16 protein-coding genes are annotated in these 19,293 nt (G+C 40.1%); 4 read left to right on the top strand and 12 right to left on the bottom strand.

Annotated elements, in window-relative coordinates; translation table 11 throughout:
• Positions 1-21: 21 nt before the first annotated feature.
• From FTV11_RS15530 to hrpA, 10 genes are all read right to left on the bottom strand, one after another.
• Complete coding sequence (locus tag FTV11_RS15530) at positions 22-1,188, bottom strand: CynX/NimT family MFS transporter (RefSeq protein WP_257223272.1); 1,167 nt, start codon at positions 1,186-1,188, stop codon at positions 22-24.
• Positions 1,189-1,493: 305 nt separating this feature from the next.
• Complete coding sequence (locus FTV11_RS15525) at positions 1,494-2,504, bottom strand: sensor domain-containing diguanylate cyclase (protein ID WP_180007352.1); 1,011 nt, start codon at positions 2,502-2,504, stop codon at positions 1,494-1,496.
• Between the two features lie 253 nt (positions 2,505-2,757).
• Entirely contained in the window at positions 2,758-3,081 is a 324-nt protein-coding gene (locus FTV11_RS15520; RefSeq protein WP_180007389.1) for a gamma-glutamylcyclotransferase family protein, read from the bottom strand.
• A 12-nt stretch (positions 3,082-3,093) separates the two neighbouring features.
• Positions 3,094-4,014: a LysR family transcriptional regulator gene (locus tag FTV11_RS15515; RefSeq protein ID WP_078189020.1), complete on the bottom strand. Its 921-nt coding sequence runs from the start codon at positions 4,012-4,014 to the stop codon at positions 3,094-3,096.
• 181 nt (positions 4,015-4,195) lie between these two features.
• A complete protein-coding gene (locus tag FTV11_RS15510; RefSeq protein ID WP_180007353.1) occupies positions 4,196-5,182 on the bottom strand; it encodes an ion transporter in 987 nt (328 codons plus the stop codon).
• A gap of 148 nt (positions 5,183-5,330) precedes the next feature.
• Positions 5,331-7,046 carry an AAA family ATPase gene (locus FTV11_RS15505; protein ID WP_180007354.1) on the bottom strand — a complete coding sequence of 572 codons (1,716 nt, stop codon included), beginning with the start codon at positions 7,044-7,046 and terminating at the stop codon, positions 5,331-5,333.
• 96 nt (positions 7,047-7,142) lie between these two features.
• Positions 7,143-9,158 (bottom strand): hypothetical protein, encoded by a 2,016-nt coding sequence (locus FTV11_RS15500; RefSeq protein WP_180074358.1) that lies wholly within the window; start codon positions 9,156-9,158, stop codon positions 7,143-7,145.
• A 213-nt stretch (positions 9,159-9,371) separates the two neighbouring features.
• The gene (locus FTV11_RS15495; RefSeq protein ID WP_180074356.1) at positions 9,372-10,139 is read right to left on the bottom strand and encodes a 1-acyl-sn-glycerol-3-phosphate acyltransferase; all 768 of its coding nucleotides are present in this window, start codon (positions 10,137-10,139) and stop codon (positions 9,372-9,374) included.
• A gap of 11 nt (positions 10,140-10,150) precedes the next feature.
• A complete protein-coding gene (locus FTV11_RS15490; protein ID WP_078189024.1) occupies positions 10,151-11,266 on the bottom strand; it encodes a beta-ketoacyl-ACP synthase III in 1,116 nt (371 codons plus the stop codon).
• A 30-nt stretch (positions 11,267-11,296) separates the two neighbouring features.
• Positions 11,297-15,217, bottom strand: coding sequence for an ATP-dependent RNA helicase HrpA (hrpA, locus tag FTV11_RS15485; RefSeq protein ID WP_180074354.1), 3,921 nt, complete (start codon positions 15,215-15,217; stop codon positions 11,297-11,299).
• Positions 15,218-15,731: 514 nt separating this feature from the next.
• Between hrpA and ahpC the strand changes: the two genes are divergently transcribed.
• The 3 genes from ahpC (at position 15,732) to FTV11_RS15470 (ending at position 17,486) form a co-directional block, all read left to right on the top strand.
• Positions 15,732-16,295, top strand: coding sequence for an alkyl hydroperoxide reductase subunit C (gene ahpC, locus FTV11_RS15480; RefSeq protein WP_078193727.1), 564 nt, complete (start codon positions 15,732-15,734; stop codon positions 16,293-16,295).
• A gap of 288 nt (positions 16,296-16,583) precedes the next feature.
• Entirely contained in the window at positions 16,584-17,060 is a 477-nt protein-coding gene (locus FTV11_RS15475) for a hypothetical protein (protein ID WP_180074352.1), read from the top strand.
• Between the two features lie 219 nt (positions 17,061-17,279).
• A complete protein-coding gene (locus tag FTV11_RS15470; protein ID WP_078189026.1) occupies positions 17,280-17,486 on the top strand; it encodes a KTSC domain-containing protein in 207 nt (68 codons plus the stop codon).
• 86 nt (positions 17,487-17,572) lie between these two features.
• On the opposite strand, the gene FTV11_RS15465 is transcribed toward FTV11_RS15470, so the two are convergent.
• Positions 17,573-18,166, bottom strand: a complete 594-nt coding sequence (locus FTV11_RS15465) for an O-methyltransferase (protein ID WP_180074350.1) — start codon at positions 18,164-18,166, stop codon at positions 17,573-17,575.
• Positions 18,167-18,223: 57 nt separating this feature from the next.
• On the bottom strand, positions 18,224-18,442 hold the full coding sequence (locus tag FTV11_RS15460; RefSeq protein WP_078189028.1) for a DUF1653 domain-containing protein: 219 nt from the start codon (positions 18,440-18,442) through the stop codon (positions 18,224-18,226).
• A gap of 283 nt (positions 18,443-18,725) precedes the next feature.
• Between FTV11_RS15460 and FTV11_RS15455 the strand changes: the two genes are divergently transcribed.
• The coding region (locus FTV11_RS15455; RefSeq protein WP_180074348.1) for a thioredoxin family protein at positions 18,726-19,293 on the top strand (568 nt) is incomplete at its 3' end.

Raw genomic sequence — 19,293 nt, 5'->3', positions numbered from 1 at the left:
ACATAGCGGTTTAACAAAATTTTAATTTGAGCCATGCTGCATTTGAAATAAACGTCGACTAAGCATGATTCCAACGAATGATAATGCTGACATCAAGATCCCCGCCCAAAACCACGCGCCAGTTTGTGAAACCACAGTGGCAATCACAGGTGGCAGAACAAATTGTGATATGGCAGAGCATTGTAAAATCATGCCGACCGTCGTACTAATTGCCGCAGGATAAGGTGCAAAATGCAGTGCTTGCGCAAAGACCGTCGCAGCAACCAAGCCTCCAAAAAGCGAAAAACTAAACACCGTTAAATATTGCAGTAAAAAAGGTAACGCATCTTTAGAGAGATAAAACCCTAAGGAGCAAATGATCAAAACAGCAAAACCCAGTTGGACTAAAGTTTTAGCTTGAAAACCACGCTGTAATAGCAGTCCACACCCCCATGTGCCCACAGCATTCGCAACGGCAACACTGGCTGTTAAAGCACCCGCCAGTTCTGCTGAAATTTGGTTTTGGGCATAAATCATCGGTAAGAAGCCCACCAATGCAAACCACTGCCCTGCATATGTCCCAAAAATGAGCGCCAAAAGCCATGCTGCAGGATGTTTCAGAGTATCCCGAATGAGACCAATAATAGGTGTTGTATTCAGCGCCACATTAGGCTGAGGAATAAACATAGCGATACAGAGTAGTAATGCTGCAGTAATCATAGCGAAACTGAGCCAAACCACACTCCAACCATATTGAGCAATTAGAAATGGCGCAACCAATAAGGCAATGCCCATACCTCCACCCATATAGGCACTCCACAGCCCCATCTTTGCGCTGATGTGCTGTAGCGGTACAAGCTGACGGATAAATGCAGGCCCTGTGAGTGTCACCAATAAGAAGCCAAATCCTTCTATGACACGCAGTAGCAACAAGACATCAAAGCTTTGTGCAAAGCTCCCCCATGCACTTGCTATCGTCAATAGACTTAAGCCCAATAAGATACACAGTTTAAATCCAATTTTTTGGATATAACTACCAATCAACAATGCAAAGCACATTCCTGCACCCTGTACTAGTGAGAGCAATAAACCAGACTGAATAAAGCTAATACCAAGTTGCTGTTGTAATACAGGTATTGCGGGCGGTAATTTCCCGATATGCATTGCAGCAACAAAACCTGCCGCAATAATGAATAAATCTTTTGACATCCCTTTCATTGAATTGTCATGCTCTTTTCGCCATGCAATAGTGCACAGCTTAACAATTCAAAATATTATTTTGAGTCAAAAAACAAATGACCTTAGATGATTTTTCAATTATTTAATCATCTTGCACCGTCACATGCTAAGCGCACTTTGATTTAAATTAAACAATGATATTCCGTGATGTCATCTGCAATTGTTTGAGACAACACGTATTCCCATCAAAAATGTTTTTTCTGATACTTTCAATAATTTGGCGGTAGTGAAGGAATTCACCTGCCTAACAATTAGTGAATTATTTAAGCAGTGAGTTATTCAATATTTACTTGTTTCCGTTCACGCTTATTGGCGTACATTTTCAAGTCTGCCATTTCGACCAATTGATCGATGGATTCGGCATCCTCTGGAAATAAAGCCATGCCAATACTGGCACCAATTTTCAAGCTCATTTGCTCGAATGCAAATGGCAGTCCGCAACTTTCTGCGATTCGATTCATCGCCGTTTGCGCACGCTCTAAGTTGGCAATATTGGTTAAAATCACAGCAAATTCATCACCGCCCAAGCGTGCAACCAAGTCATCTTGACGTGTTTCACGCAAAATGCGCTGTGCAATTTCTTTCAGTGCAGCATCCCCAATGCGATGTCCAAACTGATCATTAATCGGCTTCAGACCATCCATATCAATCATCAAGATACCCAGTACTTTTTTCTGCGCGCGAGCTTTTTCTATACCTTGGCGTAAAAAGTCGACAAACAAAGCCCGATTGGCTAAGCCGGTTAAGCTATCTTGAGTCGCCAATTTATATAACTCTGTCGCACCGAAACGTGTTGCATGGTACATCGCCGCAGCGATCAACTCAGACATCAAACTCAATATATGTAAATCAGCTTCCTGAAAGGCATCGACTTGGTCAGAGTAAATCTTTAAAACACCAACACCTTCATCACAGTGAATCAATGGCACCACAGCCATCGAACGCAACCCGACACGTCGACATGCCACGCGATCTACCCGTGCATCTGTTTCCGAATCTTGGCAATACAATGTTTGTTTTTGCGCAATACATAGACCTGATAAGCTATTTTCAATATGTAGTCTTAAACCCAGTAAATGACTCGCCCCACCAGACACTGCACGATAGACCATATCACCATCTTCAGCCAACTCTACAACTGCACCTTTAGCATGTGTAATCTGCTGCGCCTGTTCTGCCACTACGGTCATCACTGCATTTAGATCTAAACCCAGTTTGGCAATAGCTGTCTGAGTTTGAATCACAGACATGAGTTGAGTTGGTGAGGGTTCTATAGAATTGGGCATGATTGAGTTCAAACAGGGTTCAATGTGAGATACAGCTCAATTCTAAAAATTATTCATCCACTTGTATAGCAATCTTAAAGTAATTTCTGCGCATTCAAGCACTTTAGATACAACTCTTTCAAATACTGCTCTTCGAAAGAAAATGCACTCAAGGAAACAACAGAGCAAGCAGAATCATCGATACATATTTCGAAGGTTGGGGAAGTCATGATGTATGGATGCCCCACGTATTTCACGACTCTCCCCCTGAATATTATTTCAACGCGTAAATTTCACTCTGCATCCATTCTCCGCCTTCCAATTGCACATCAACAGCCACACGTTGATATTCAGCACCTTCAAATTCATCTAAAGCAGCCCAATGAGCTGCTAAGTTTTCAGAGATAAAAACATAGCCTTCAATGGCTTGACCTGCCTTCGATAAACGAATGCCCGGACTGCCCATAGCCGCACCCCAGCCTTTATGTTCTAATTCACCCCAAACCGCACCTTTCTTCCACACACCACCTATGCGCTCCATCACATTAGCATTGGGCTGACCTAGACGTAATGTCCCGTATACAAAAAGACTCTGAATCATAGATCCCCCTTAGTTGGAATAATATTGATTGCGTTTTTGTGAGAATTTCGCCAACTGTTTTAGGAAGCCTTCAAAGTAGCTTTTTTCAGCCTCTTCGGTACGATAACCGGCGTACAAAGTCCGTCTTAAACCTTCAGGTGAAACACAATCTAAGCGTCGAGAGGTCACCCAACCTTTTTGTTCATATTCATTTACCACCCAATCAGGTAATGCCGCGATACCACGACCACTTGCAACCAACTGAATCAGCATCTGGGTCAAATCTGTGGTACGGACGTGTTTAGGCTGAATATTGGCCGGTAAAAATAATTTCGCCATGATATCTAAACGATGTTTATCGACCGGATAGGTAATAAGCGTTTCTTCTGCTAATTCTTGAACAGTCACATTTGTTGCACGAACCAAGGGATGCGTATTTGACAGTACCAAACGAGACTCATATTCAAAGATAGGGAAATATTCCACACCTTTTAAATTGATCGGATCTGCCGTAATCAGAAGATCAAACTCGCCCGTTTGTAATAGTTCATGCGGATTGGCTTCAAAGCCAGAGGCAAAGTCTAAATCTACATCGGGGTATTGTTGACGGTAGACATTCAATAACGGCATGAGCCAGTCAAAGCAACTATGACATTCAGAAGAAAAAATAATTCGGCCGGTTTGACCATGCACAATACGTGTAATGTCCGATTGCGCAATTTGAACTTGCGGCAAAATGTCATCGGCAAGGCGTAGTAAACGTTGCCCAACATTCGAAAAGGTCACAGGACGTGTCCGTCGGTTCACCACCTCTACCCCATACCAATGATCAAGCTCTTTCAACTGATGTGAAAGCGCAGAAGGCGTTAAACACAGATCATTAGATGCAGCGACCAAAGAACCATGTTCTCTGAGTGCCAATAATGTTTTGAGATGGCGTAATTCCAACATAATGAGTTCCACAAACGACATACTGAATGAGCTGAAAATCAGTATTTTTAAATTATATTTATCATATCATGATATTTATGAATCATATTCATCATAAATTTTATTTAACTATTTTTTATTCACATGAATATACTTCATCAAGTTTTACTGAATCATCTTTAGCTAATGTGTTTTTTTCACATTACAAATCAGGTAATTTTTTTCCACAATGCGGGCAATATGCATACTGCTCACGCTCCTGCTTTAATGATTCCTCTTTTTGCTCACGTAACAATTGCCAAATAATATCCTGTGTTTGCTCACGGGTTAAACCCACTGTTTTTCGGATTTCTTCGATTTTTTCAGGCTCAAGTACAAAATCAATTTCACGATTTTGAATCAACTCACGAAAACTGAGTTCTAATTGTTGTTTGCGTTGCTCCAATTCATGTGCCAAACCATTGGCTAAAATACCTGCTGGCAATGCTGCCAAGCCAACCCCTAATATCGTAATCATTGCACCTAATATCCGCCCAACAGGGGTTATCGGTGTTACATCGCCATAACCGACCGTCGTTAAAGTAACAACAGCCCACCACATGGACGCAGGAATAGAACTAAAGACCTCTGGCTGTGCTTTACTCTCAACTAAATACACCCCAGCTGCGGCCATAATAATCATAATAAATAAAATAAAAACAACAGCTTGAAATGAACCTTTTTCACGTTCAATGACACGTAACAAAATTTGCAACGACACAAAATATCGAGTTAATTTTAATAAACGCAGTAATCGTAAAATACGTAAAAAACGCAAATCAAAATGGACAAAGAAATTTAGATATGCAGGTAAAATTGCCAATAAATCAATAATTGCGCCACCACTTTTTACCCAATTCAAACGATTACGCCAAGCGGAGTAAAATGGGTCTTTATCTGCAATCGACCAAAGCCTCAATACGTATTCAACACTAAATACAATGATTGAAAAATTTTCAAAAAAATCAAAGTAAACTTGATAAGACAAATAAATATCATTGACCGATTCGAGTAAAACCGCAGCAGCATTACCTAAAATCAGCAATATCAAAGCATAGTTGAGAAAATGACTAAATTTAGTTTCATAATCATCATTATGTAAATTGTTATAGACAAATTTACGCAGTGAATACCATGCACTAAAAGTCATAATTCAAATCGTTAGCAAATTAACTTGCTACAGTGTAAACCATCGCTTAGGAAAAATACGAATCCTTTAGACAGTCTACTGTTAAATCTATTGAACGATATTAACCACACTTTATTCATCAGTATTTTTCGTATGCACCATATATCCATTATTCCACAAATAATAAAGCCAAACGAACTTGGTCATATCCCATGCGTGGACTGGTTAACTCCACAATTGGACGCAACTTAACCGTGCCGTCATCATTATAATGTGCTGGGTCTTGTCGTTTCGCCAAACGTTTATAGATTTTACGCACCTGCTCAACCACATCTTCTCCCGGATGTGCCACCGAGATATCCAAACCTTGCTCTTTTTGCAGACGAGCCAAATGATTAATAATCGTAGCTGGTGTTAAACCACGCTCCACAGCAATATCTTGAATTTCATAACCTTCCTCAAACAACTCACGAGTTTGATCTAAAGTCGCTGTGGCAAAGCTTTGTTTCACACCAGTTTTGGCAATTTTCTTTTCATTGCGCTCGATTTCCACTTCATTCAGTGTTCCGCCACAGTGGCGAATAAAGGCTTTATGTTGTACGGTTAAATCAGCCTCTGCAAAATTGGTTTCCGCTTCGTCAGAGAGTTCCTGAAAGCGTCGATCGGCTTTAATCGCCAAACTGTCGAGTTCTAAGGCTTGTTCATTAAAGCCAAGTAAACGCAGACCATCTAATGTTTTTAAACGAGACAATGCCACATACCCCTGACCCTTTTCAAAAGTATGCGTCAAGTTAATTTCAGCCGCTGCAAGAGTCATCCCTTGAGATTTATGAATGGTGATCGCCCAGGCCAAACGCAGTGGAATTTGTTGGAAACTGGCAATGGTTTTACCATCATCATTATCGACAGACCATGTTTCAGGTTCGACCACCAAGGTCGTGCCGTCCGTAAGTTTTACTTTAGGCAAGATGCCATATTCATCATCTTCTTCAAAACCTATCACTTCACCGAGGCTGCCATTGATATAGCCCACGTCAAAGTTGTTTTTTACAAACATCACTTTGGCATTTTTCTTTAAGGTCAAAGTTTCCGGCGCACGCACTGAAGATTTTAAGGTTTCGATCAGTTTATCATTACCATCACATTGGGCATCAAACTGGCGAGATTCTTGCTCAATTTCATTTAGATGTTTATAGTTAATACTATCTACATCCATATTATGGGTATACAAGCGCGTAAAGGTTTCACCTATATTTTGTGAACTTGTCTGCCTTAAAGCATGCAAATGATCGCCCGTAATTTGCTGAGCACGAATCGCATTTAAAATATCATTGAGATAGTCATTACCCTGACGATGTTGTTCGGTCAAATAACACACGCGAAACTTCGCTTCTACCCATGCCTCAGACATAAAGCAAAACTTGTCACGGTTTAATTCACCTTTGCGTCCCACAGGGGGTAACTGGAAGAAGTCACCTGCAACAATGACTTGAATCCCCCCAAAAGCATCTTCACTGTCTTTAAAAAATTTTAAAACTTTATTCACCAAGTTTAATTGCTTGGCATGCAACATCGAAATTTCATCGATGATTAAAACTTGGGCATTTTCCAAATGCTCTTTTAAATATTTACGTTCTTTTAAGCGCTTTAACTCATCTTCGGAAATCGCATCTTTAATCCCAATCCCTGCCCATGTATGAATTGTCATGCCATTCATATGGGTTGCAGCAATCCCTGTAGAAGCCGTAATTGCCACCGGCACTTTGCGCGCTTTTAGATAATTGATGTACTGATTTAAAGTATAAGTTTTCCCTGCACCAGCCGAACCTGTTAAAAACACATTTTCGCCTGCTTTGAGCAGCTTGAGTGCAGTTTCTTGTTTCATAAGACCTATACCGTAAAAGAACGGCTATAGCCTAACGATTTTTGACTCAAAAGTTAAGCGCACAACACAGTTTCCTAAATCCGTATTTCGCCAATCTTACTTTAAGCTATTGAACCTATTTAAAAATTCTTTGGCGATATTTACTTTTTCTATTTCTGCTTGGGTATTATTTGAATACTCAAGTTGATCAAAAACCAAAATGTGGTTTTGCACATGACAGCCCAAAGTCATCGATACATGCAAAATGGGATGGTACATATGAAAAGCTACATATACTCTTGCAATGATACTGGCGCTATAACTTGATGCCAAACAATGTTTAAAGTGAATAGATTCATCAATAATTCGATCGATGGTTTTTAATTCTTCAAAGACCCAATCTTGAAAATATATTTTGTCTTCTGTTGTAAATGGCTGCCAGACTGTTGTCGCAAATTTACGCTTTAATTGAGTTAACATTTCTTGCTTTTGTTGCTTAGCATGCCAATGCACCGCCTGATGAAAGACCCCATTCCAGGTAATATTTTTAGGGACTGTATGACCTGTAGAATAAGTCGCACTAACATAGTCACGCACATATGCATCAAATACAGATACTCTTAAATTAGCATGCTTTAAATAAAATAAATTTCGAAAATCCTGCAGTTGAATTTTATGCTGTCGTAACATACTTAAAAACTGGCGATTTTCTTGGGTTTCTGGACGGATATAATCCATCAAAGCCTGCGGTAATTGCTGCGTACAACGTACTAAATGTTGCAGATAGGCCTGCATAATACGGCTCAAAGGTAGATAGACTTTTTTTATGGCCTGATCCTCTGCGCCTAACACCTGTCGCATTAAGATCAACCACTCATCTAAATACAAAATCGATGGGCTGATCACTACACGATGGTCATCATGCTGCTGATATTTTCGCTGTAAAACAAACTGTAGATTTTTTTCATGATTAAACCAATCATGTTCATGCGCAATCGTATGACAATTTTGAATAAATAAGCGCGCTGCAACAAATTGAAAATGTTGTAAGGTTGTAAGAATCAATGCGGGATGAATATGCTGCGTATCGACAAAACTTAATGCCGTCACAGCCACTCGTACATTACTGTGTTGAAAATTACGACTCAGCCAATCCAACACTTCGACTGACTGCTTGAACATCCATCGCACCGCACGGTTGTTATCGAGTAAAGGGAGTTTTCCACATTTTTTTTGCCAAATTGCTGTGGCTTGCACAAAATTACTGTGGCTTAATATGTCCTGCTCTGCCCAAACATCCCGATGCATCAAACGAATAAAACCCAACAAATTGGGACGCTCATATGCATGGTCGAGCAACAAAATAATATCTTCTATATGTTCATTTAATTCTTGTAAATTGAACCGATCTTCATAACTCAAACTCATGATCCGGTAAATCGTTGGATCTAAAAATTGTGCTGTAGCAAAACAAATCTCGTCCAAACTATCCATCAAGAGCTGTATCGGCAATATTTCAGCTTCTGTAAGTGAATGAAGCGCAAACATCTGCTCAATCTTTTGCATCAACCAATGTGGTAGACAGATTTGGCATTCGATATACGTTTGTAATAGCGGTGTCTGATAAATCTGCTGCTCTTGCATCAGCTGATCAAAAATTTGCGCTTCAACTGCTGTCATCTGTGCTAAAAACTGCTGAACACGCGCTGGCCCATTTAGATGTTGAAAAATCGACTGTAAGATCAATTGTCTAAATTGCTGTGCTTTTTCTCTGAGCAAGAGTGAATGTTGCGGCTTTAGGTCGCCAGTAAAAAAATACAATTCATGAAATAAGAAATCTTCTACTACTTCAATACATGGCACGGTCGAATGCAATTCAACAATTTTGATGGGTCTAAATGGACTTCTAGGAAACTGATAGCCAATCGATTCACGACTTTGTAGCTGTAAGGTCCACAGTCCATTACACAGTTGAATGCGGTGCTGCTCTTGTTCAATTTTAAAGATATTTTGTGAATTGAGTGCTGTAGCAAGTTCCATTTGCTCTTGATACAACTGCTTTAAACTTGGAGATATTCGAATAAGTTGCCGAGCAATATGCTCAAGCTGCGGGGTCAAGCTTTTCTTTTCCATCTTCCGCCCTAACGATCGTTGATTATTTTTCAACCTTCACTATAGTCAAAGTTTAATGCTCCGACTACTGCCATTAATCGGCCAGATAGCTGTACAAAAGGTCAATACGAAGGCATTCAATAAAAAAGTCTAAAAGCTATTGTTGTGACAAAATTCACCATGATTTTGAGCTGTGACGAATAAAAAATGGATGAAGTTGAAGAGTAGTCACTATTATTGATCTGTAGAATGTTGTTCTGAACGGATTTTTTTAAGCTGTTCTATCGCAGTGTAAATATCTTGTTGTAGTGCCTCTCGATAGAGCTTTAAATCTTCCACACTCTGAATATGACTCAAACTTTGACGGGGTAAAAATTGAAAATAGAATGGAATGCGCTTGGGGATAATCCGTTTGGGTAAAGACGGAATCACATCACCATGACGTAATAATTTATCGATTTTTTGTATTTTTAATAGTTGTTTAAACCAACGATGTTCAACAATCACACTGGCATCAAAACCCAGTTCAAAGACTTCATCTCCACCTAAAGTGGCAAAAGGCACGATATCATAATTAAATTCTTGCGCCAGTTTTAAAAAGCCATAACGTTGCTTCCAAATCAGTTGATAGGCTTCTCCTTTTCGCTTAAATACCTCTCGACCGCCGCCGGGAAAAACTAAAATGGAATAGCCTTGTTGCATCACTGTTCTGACATAGTCCTGAATGCCTTGGACTGCACCGAACTTTTTGACCATGCCACGCCAACCGGGCAAATAAAAATGGCTATGATCAGCAATACTGACCACAGCCACGTTATGTTCATTGTAGAGATAATCAATAATCACCGGTGAATCGAGTACACCGTAAATTGTGTGATTCCCTACATACATTGCAGGTTTAGATGCATCGATGTATTCAGCGCCTAAAAATGTTGGCGTGAAATACATGCGGGATAAAGCGCTTAAACGCTTTATCCATTTTGCATCATGTTCAACCTGCAAATGTGCCGACCTTAGGCGGCATCATGTTTTTGAACAAGTACAGAACCTACTGAGTAGCCTGCACCAAATGAGCAAAGTACACCGTATTCGCCATGGTTTACTTCATTCGCAGTACGGTGCAATGCAATAATGACGCCTGCAGAAGAAGTATTGGCAAATTCATCAAGAATTATTGGCACTAGGTCTGGCTGAGCATGTTCTTTGCCCACAACCAGTTTCAGAATCAATTCATTCATGCTGGCATTAGCTTGGTGTAACCAGAAGCGTTTTACATCTGTTGCCGCAATTTTGTTGTCATCCAATTGCTTGGTGATCATTTTCGCCACTAATGGACACACTTCTTTAAATACTTTACGACCGTCTTGACGGAAACGGTTGTTGTCGATGTCAGCATCGACTTCACTCATATTTAAGTAACCAAAGTTGTTACGAATGTTGTTTGAGAACTGTGTAAACAGGTCAATATCCAACACTTCAAAACCAGCTTTGGTTTCAGTTTCTTCAATGATCGAAGCCGTTGCAACGTCACCAAAGATGAAGTGGCAGTCACGCATGCGGAAATCCGTATGACCAGATGTGATCTCAACGTTCACCAATAACACGCGACGAGCGCCTGATTTGATCGCGTCATAGGCTTGTTTGATACCAAAAGTTGCAGCTGAACATGCAACGTTCATGTCATATGCATAGCCCTGAATACCCAATGCAGTTTGGATCTCAATCGCTACAGCAGGATAAGCACGTTGAATATTTGAACAAGACAAAATCACTACATCGATGTCTTCTGCAGTCACTCCTGCATTTTCCATCGCTTGTTTAGCCGCAGCAACACCCCATTCCGCTTGTAGCGAAATTTCATCATTTGGACGTTCATGTAGCACTGGGCGTAAACGTTTTGGATCTAAAATACCGCTTTTTTCAGCAACATAACGTGCTTTCACGCCAGACGCTTTTTCGATAAATTCTGCACTTGAACCACGGCGCGCTTCTAGCTCACCGGCTTCAATTTTTTCAGCATTATCACTGTTGTACTGTTCCACATAAGCATTTAAAGCTTCAACTAACTCTTCGTTAGTAATTACGTCTTCTGGATGATAAAGACCTGTACCCGTAATGCGGATGCCCATGTAAAACTCCTTTTAGAAATTACCTATATCTTAACTGATTCCGAGCTTATCCCATACTTTTTGCAAGCGGGATGGAGAAATTGGCATCTTGGTCTTCATTGGTTGAGAGAAAATAGAGATGCGTAACTCCTCAACCATGAAATACAATTCTTTAAGGCGAGTGTCATTTTTAAACTTAAATAATTTTTCCATCCATGGGTCAACTTGATCAATGGCAGAATTGTCCCTTTGTAGGTTATTTGGCAAGCGGTCTAAACGCAAGACTAATGCCTTCAAATATCTTGGAAATTCGAGCCACACATCGGAAGTTTTGCCATAAACAAAATCTGAAAGTTGCATCAAATCGAGTTGATCTTCAATGTCATCAATGTTCTTTCCAAACACAGAATCATCTAAAACCAACAATTTCCGACGTATATCCTGCCATTGAATATAGGTTTCAGTTAAAACGGCTAATGCTTGTTGCCCATGGGTTAAGAAAGATTTCTTTACATTTAAAATCAGGTTTTGGTACTCCTGCACATTGACAGGTAGCTCATTTATTGCAAGCTGAAGTGTGGCATAAACTAACATTTGCTCTAGTTTGGCTTTGTCACCTAGCGGTGAATAAGCCAATGCCAAGGGTTTAGAAATCTGTTTTTTCAACTGACGAACTAAGTCCCCCAGCTGCATATGAACCAAACGAATGATCCCTTCGCGGTGTTGTTTAACTGCTTCAAATTGGTCATTGAAGGTCTGAATCACCACACCCGATTCGTCTTTGGCATCCAACTCTGCAAAGCCTTTGACTGGAACAAGCGCTTGGTATTGTTTCACCACCACACCCGTGACTTTTTGTGATGCTTCGAACACAAAATTATCAGGGAAGGTTTTAAACTCACCTTTTAACTGCTTAACTGGGCTGTGAGTTTCCGTACGACAGCGTGCTTTGAGTTCATCTAGATCACGACCTTGCTCAATCACACGGCCTTTTTCATCAATGACTTTGATTAAAGGCAGCAGATATTGCTCAACGCGCTCCCAAGAAAAGTCCTTATCTGTGATTTGCTCACCACGTAGTTGGAACGCCAAGAAACTAAAAATATGCTCGCGCAAATGCACGGCATCGACACGATCCATTAATTTACGCGCTGTATCTGGTATTGGCACCAAGTGACGGCGTTTATCCTTAGGCAATGCTTTAAGCAAGGCTTCAATCAGGTCTTGTCGCCAACCAGGTATACCCCATGACCAAATATTTTCATCCACTTGCGGCAAAGCTTGAACTGGAATTTTGACCGTTGCACCATCTTCATCATGACTTGGGTCAAAACGATAACTTGCAGCCAAACGCAGTTCACCATTGCGTAGGTAGTCTGGAAATTGCTGGGTCGTTGGACGGTCATTCATCCAAAGCGCATCATCATCGATAAATAAATGCCGTGGATTTTTCGGTTCTACAGTTGCACGCCAGTCTTCAAAACTACGACGACTTGCCACCTCTTCAGGCACTTTTGCAGCATAAAATTGGTAGATGGTTTCTTCATCCACCACCAAATCACGACGACGCAGTTTATCTTCAACACGCTCAACTTCTTCGAGTTTTAATAAATTGTGTTTTAAGAACGGCGGCGTAATACCCAAATGTCCCGTCGTCAACGCATCGCGTAGGAAAATTTCATGCGCCGCCAGATGATCCACTTTTTCATAATTAATCTGACGACGTGGCTCAATAATCAAACCAAATAAAGAAATTTGATCATAAGCATTCACCACACCAGCTTTTTTCGACCAATGCGGCTCAAAATAATGATGCTTCAATAAATCGCCTGCAGCCAATAAAATCCATTCAGGTTCAATTTTCGCCAATGTACGAAGATATACCTGAGAGGTTTCCACCATCTCAAAAGCCATGACCCAAGGTGTATTGGTTTTATGCAAGGTTGATGCAGGGAAAATACGTGCCTTTTGCTGACGCACCGCCATGAACACGTTACGTTCATCGGTTTTGTTGGCAATAAATGAAAGTAAACCCGTTAATAGCGCACGGTGCAGATTTTCATAATTGGCCTTCTTTTCATTAAAGGACAGTTTTAAGCCTTGAGCCAAATCCACCAATTGCTCATGGGTTTTTTTCCACTCACGGAGGCGTAACCAACTAAGGAAATGGTTGCGTGCAAAGGTTCGACGCTTATTTTCACTCATGTCACGGTTAGCGACTAAAGCTTCCCATAACTTGATATAGAACAAGAAATCTGAGTCAGCCTCACGGAACAAAGCATGTTTCTGATCGGCCTGCATTTGTTTATCCGCAGGACGTTCACGTGGATCTTGTACCGCTAAAGCAGCGACAATAATCAAGACTTCATTTAATACGCCAAAATGCGCTCCGCCCAAAATCATCCGTGCAAGACGCGGGTCGATTGGCATTTTCGCCATTTGCTGACCAATTTTGGTTAAAGCACCATTTTTATTATTCGCATGTTTTGTGCCTTGTTTTGCTTGGTTTTCCGAAGCAACTTGCGGTGCATACGCCGATTTTTCTTTTAAAGCACCTAATTCAATTAATAGCTTACGACCATCATTCACCAAACGATGATCTGGCGGCTCAATAAAATCAAAGTCTTCTAATTCACCAAAGCCCAAACTTTGCATTTGCAAAATAACCGAGGCCAAGTTGGTTCGTTTAATCTCAGGCTCGGTAAATTCAGGACGACTCATAAAGTCTTCTTCTGAATATAGTCGAATACACACACCCGGCGCGATACGACCACAACGACCTTTACGCTGATTTGCTGCCGCCTGTGATACAGCCTCAATCGGTAGACGCTGTACACGTGAGCGATAGTTATAACGGGATATCCGTGCAAAGCCACTATCAATTACGTAGCGAATATTCGGTACGGTTAAAGCCGTTTCTGCCACGTTGGTGGCAATAATAATACGTCGCCCACCGCCTGATGGATTAAAGATCTTTTGCTGTTCTGCCAAAGCCAATCGAGCATATAATGGCAAAACTTCGGTATGTCTTGGCCCAAACTTTTGCAGTGTTTCCTGTAACTCACGAATTTCTTGTTCAGTGCTGGCAAAAATCAAAATGTCGGCATGTTCAGGATGACCTTTTTCCTGCGCATCTTGAAAACATTCTTCTACAGCTGAAACCACGGCACGAGGTAAATTTTCTTCAAAATCGTCAAATTCATCATCATCACTGCCGACAATACTCAGCTCTGAAATCGGACGATAACGCAATTCTACAGGGAAGCTTCGACCTTCGACTTCAAAAATAGGTGCCCCATTGAAGTAATTAGAGAAGCGATTTACGTCTAATGTCGCGGAGGTAATGATAACTTTGAGATCTTTACGACGTGGCAAGAGCTGTTTGAGATAGCCCATGATGAAGTCGATATTTAGCGAACGTTCATGCGCTTCATCGATAATAATCGTGTCGTATTTATTTAAGAATCGGTCATTGGCCAGTTCAGCCAATAAAATACCGTCGGTCATCAAACGAACGATTGAATCTTGTGAACCTTGTTCATTGAAACGAACTTTAAAGGAGATCGACTCCCCCAGCTTTTCGCCCACTTCTTCGGCAATACGCTGCGAAACGCTACGTGCGGCCAGTCGACGAGGTTGCGTATGTCCAATCAAACCCGTTAAACCACGACCTGCAAGCATGGCAATTTGCGGTAACTGCGTGGTTTTACCCGAACCGGTTTCACCTGCCACAATAATCACTTGATGCTTTTGAATCGCATCGATCAGTTTGTCTGCATACTGCGTAACAGGTAAGTCTTGATTTAATTTAATATTTGGGATGCGGGCAATCCGTTCGCGGACTTTCGCATTCGACTTTTCAAACAGTTCTTTATGCTGCTTTTCGTTGGCGTCTTTTCCCTTACGCAATCGATTTAAACGGTGAACATCACGAGCCATCACCATCTGATCTACATTTAAATCTTTCGCCACCAAGAATACGCCTTACAACTACATGAAACCCGATATTCTACTCGGTTTCATCGCATTTCCCAATGCAACAATTGAAAACCCGAAGTGAATTTATCTGGCGCGACTGGCGTGGTGCGGTTTAGATCTCAAATCTGAAAAATAGGATGAATTCGCCATATCCCCCTTCATCCGCCTAATTGAACAAAAGAAATGCTTCGCTGATGAGCGAATCGGCATACCTAAAGATGGATTAAATCAACAATAGAAAAATTTAAATCACTTTTTTTAAATTTTACCCTTGAATTTTAAGGGGTGTGACTTCATGTCTGTGTAGGACGTTTAGGGTAGTTCCTGTCATTTAATCCTCACACAACTGCGGTTAAATGAGATGAAATACTGGTCTATTGGGAAATGAGTAAATCACTATTAATTCGGATTTTCCGATATTAGTTATGTAAAAATACTATTTCAGCAATAAGCAAAATTTCTGTACCCTATTGGAAATCAAAAACAAACCTCAATCATGGAGACAATGATGAGCTTAATTAATACTGAAGTTAAACCGTTTAAAGCACAAGCATTCCAAAATGGTCAATTCATCGAAGTAACTGAAGCTGATCTTAAAGGTAAATGGTCTGTTGTATTCTTCTACCCAGCTGACTTCACTTTCGTTTGCCCAACTGAACTTGGTGACCTTGCTGACAACTATGCAGAATTCCAAAAACTAGGTGTTGAAATCTACTCAGTTTCTACTGACACTCATTTCACTCACAAAGCTTGGCACGATTCTTCAGAAGAAATCAAAAAAATCCAATACGTAATGGTTGGTGATGCGAACTGGACTCTTGCTAAAAACTTTGATGTATTAATCGAAGCTGACGGTCTTGCTGATCGTGGTACTTTCGTTATCGATCCAGAAGGTAAAATCCAAATCGTTGAAATCAACGCTGGTGGTATCGGTCGTGATGCTCAAGAACTTCTTCGTAAAGTTAAAGCAGCTCAATACGTACACGCTCACCCAGGCGAAGTTTGCCCAGCTAAATGGAAAGAAGGCGATGCAACTCTTGCTCCTTCAATCGACCTAGTTGGTAAAATCTAATCTGTATTAGATTGAACTGATTCAAAAACCACGCTTTTAGCGTGGTTTTTTTATGCCTATTATCTGCGAGTATATACCTCTATACACCCTACGCAGTTCACACTTTATTCATACAACTTTAACGCACTAGCACTTTCTACATATCTGTAGATATTCATCAAGTAGCTTACACAAATATAATAAAAATGCGCCGCAAACCCGATTATCTAGGCTTACATCTTTGCCAGTATTTCAGTATTTTTAACATGAATTTTAGGTCAATTGCTTATTTCAGGAAGATGTAAGCCCATGAAAAAATATTTCGTCTCGATCAGTTTAATTTTATGTTCGTTTACAACTTTTGCTGCCGTGAACTGCGAAGGTGAAATTAAAAACCAAAGTATTCGTGAAGATATTAAAGTCAAAAAAAATTGTCAGCTTGAAGGTTTAATTGTTCATGGCAATGTGATTTTAGAAAATGGTGCCAATGTTGAACTGCATGACAACTACATTAATGGCAATATTGAATCTAATAAAAATTTTACCAAGATCATTGCCAATCATAACAATATCAGTGGAAATGTCGATTTTACGACAGGGAAAAACATCCAACTCCTCAATAACCAAATTTCAGGCGACCTCAAATTAAAGAAAAATAATGGCAATATTGTGCTAAATAATAATGAAATCACAGGTAATTTAATTTGTCTTGAAAATGCTTTTTCAATTAATGGCAGCAACAACCAAGTCAAAGGCAATAAATCAGAACAATGCCGTAGTTTTTAACTCTCCTTACACTAATATGGGAGAATGACACTTATGACATTTATTTGAACTGGCATTTTTTTTATCAAATTAGTTGATAAAGAAATGAAAAAAAATGTGAGATAAAACATTATTTTTTAACAATTCTGCAATACTCCACGCCCTGAATTTGTCTTAATTTCAAATGAGATAAACCTTTAACTGCAGTATGACTATAACAACGCAATAAGGGGGTGGCTTATGACAACAACTGTTGTAACTTCTTGGAAATACAGTTCTTCTTCACGTTACTTAAAAATATTTTATGCGAATGGTTCTGGGGATCTCTTTTATCCAGTTTCACCTTTTATTTATGATAATTTACTTCGATGTAGTGATAAAACGGCATTTGTCCACAAATATCTAGAATATGATCTACATTTTTCACGAGTAAGCTTACAGGGTTAAACCGCTACAAGTTTAGCGCTATAGCAACAGTATTTTTATTAATTAAAAAATATTTTCGATGAAATCAGGGCTGAATGCCCTGATTTTTAGTTACGCCAAGTCACTATAAAGAGCCCTGCACCTACATTTAATGTTGTACTGATAAAACGATCATCCGCTTCAACACGTTGGATAAATTCAGCGACCTCATTGGCATGTGACAGCACATTGTCCACGATCAACACGCCACTTTGAACTTGTATCAATTCAGCTAAATATGGCCAATACGCGATATACGCATCACGTTCTGCATCTAATAAAATGAAGTCATAACGCTGATTTAACTGCTGTAAAAAATGCAGCGCATCGCCATGATGAAATTCAATGTATTCGGATAAAGCTAAATTTTCCGCATGCTGTTTAGCTTGTTCGATACGCGCTGCATCAATTTCAATGGTTTCGACTCGCCCTTGTGTAGACTGGGCAGCATCTGCCAACCACAGCGTGGAATAGCCTGTAGATGTTCCAATTTCCAAGATCTGTTTGGCTTGTTTTAAGCGAATTTGCATAGCTAAAAAAAGTGCAGACTCAGGCTCAATATTTCGGTAACGCGCAAGTCGGTGATTTTGCGCAGCATCGTGAGCACTAAAGTCTGCATAGAGTTGTTGCATATAGTTTTTAAAATTTGCATCCATGCTCATGATTCTGTCCTTTTGTTATTTCTTTCATATTTAAAGATTAAAGTACTAAATATCTGCTCAGTGGGTTTCTTGGATCAGTTTAAAACGTGGAATTACTTCACCATCAATTTCAACGGTTTCCATAAACATCTCTAAGGGTCTGACCCACATTGAATAGTCGTCATACAAGCACTGATAGACCACAACTTTTTCACGCGTTTCACTATGTGTTGCAACATGAAAGACTTGATACAACTGACCTTTATAATGCTGATAAATTCCCTGTTTAACCTGCATGCCATTTCCCTAAAAAGTTCTCAATACAATAGCGTTGACTCTAGCATTCTCTCGCTTAAAGCGCGATGAATTCGTTTATTTTTCCACTATTTAACTTGTATTTCTCGATAGTGGCCCAATATTGACTGCATTCACATCGGTATATTCTTATGATTTAGAAAGAAATTTAATCACTTGATTTGCAAAACCGATTAATTTTATAAAAACAAACCGTTTCACCTATTTAATGGTTTGTTCTATCATTCTCTCATCAAATAAATTTACTCCTCTGGAGACGTTAGCAATGTTAGATCATAATACTTCTGCTCAATTAAAAACCTTACTTGAACGCCTTGAAGGCCCGATTGAAATCGTCGCGACTTTAAACGGCACTGAAAAATCAGACAAAATTAAAGAATTGGTAACTGAAGTTGCTGCTTTATCTGATTTAGTGACTGCACGTTTTGACGGTAACAACAGCCGCGCGCCAAGCTTTGGTATTGCAAAAGCAGGTGAAACTCCACGCGTATTCTTCGCAGGTTTGCCGATGGGCCACGAATTCACGTCTTTGATCTTGGCATTGTTACAAACCTCTGGTTATGCACCAAAAGTATCTGACGAAGTACTGAATACCATCAAAGGTCTAGGTCTTAAAACTGACTTTGATGTGTTTGTATCTTTAAGCTGCCATAACTGTCCTGACGTGGTTCAAGCCTTGAACCTAATTGCGATCTATAACCCGGGTACAACTGCAACCATGATTGATGGTGCATTCTTCCAAGACGAAGTGGAAGAACGCAAAATCATGGCTGTACCAATGGTATTCCAAGACGGCAACCACATCGGTCAAGGTCGTATGACCTTGGAAGAAA

Source organism: Acinetobacter sp. YH12231, from assembly GCF_013417755.1.
Taxonomy (GTDB): Bacteria; Pseudomonadota; Gammaproteobacteria; order Pseudomonadales; family Moraxellaceae; genus Acinetobacter; species Acinetobacter amyesii.
The sequence above is the reverse complement of the archived record's forward strand: the minus strand, read 5'-3'. Positions and strand labels throughout refer to the sequence as shown.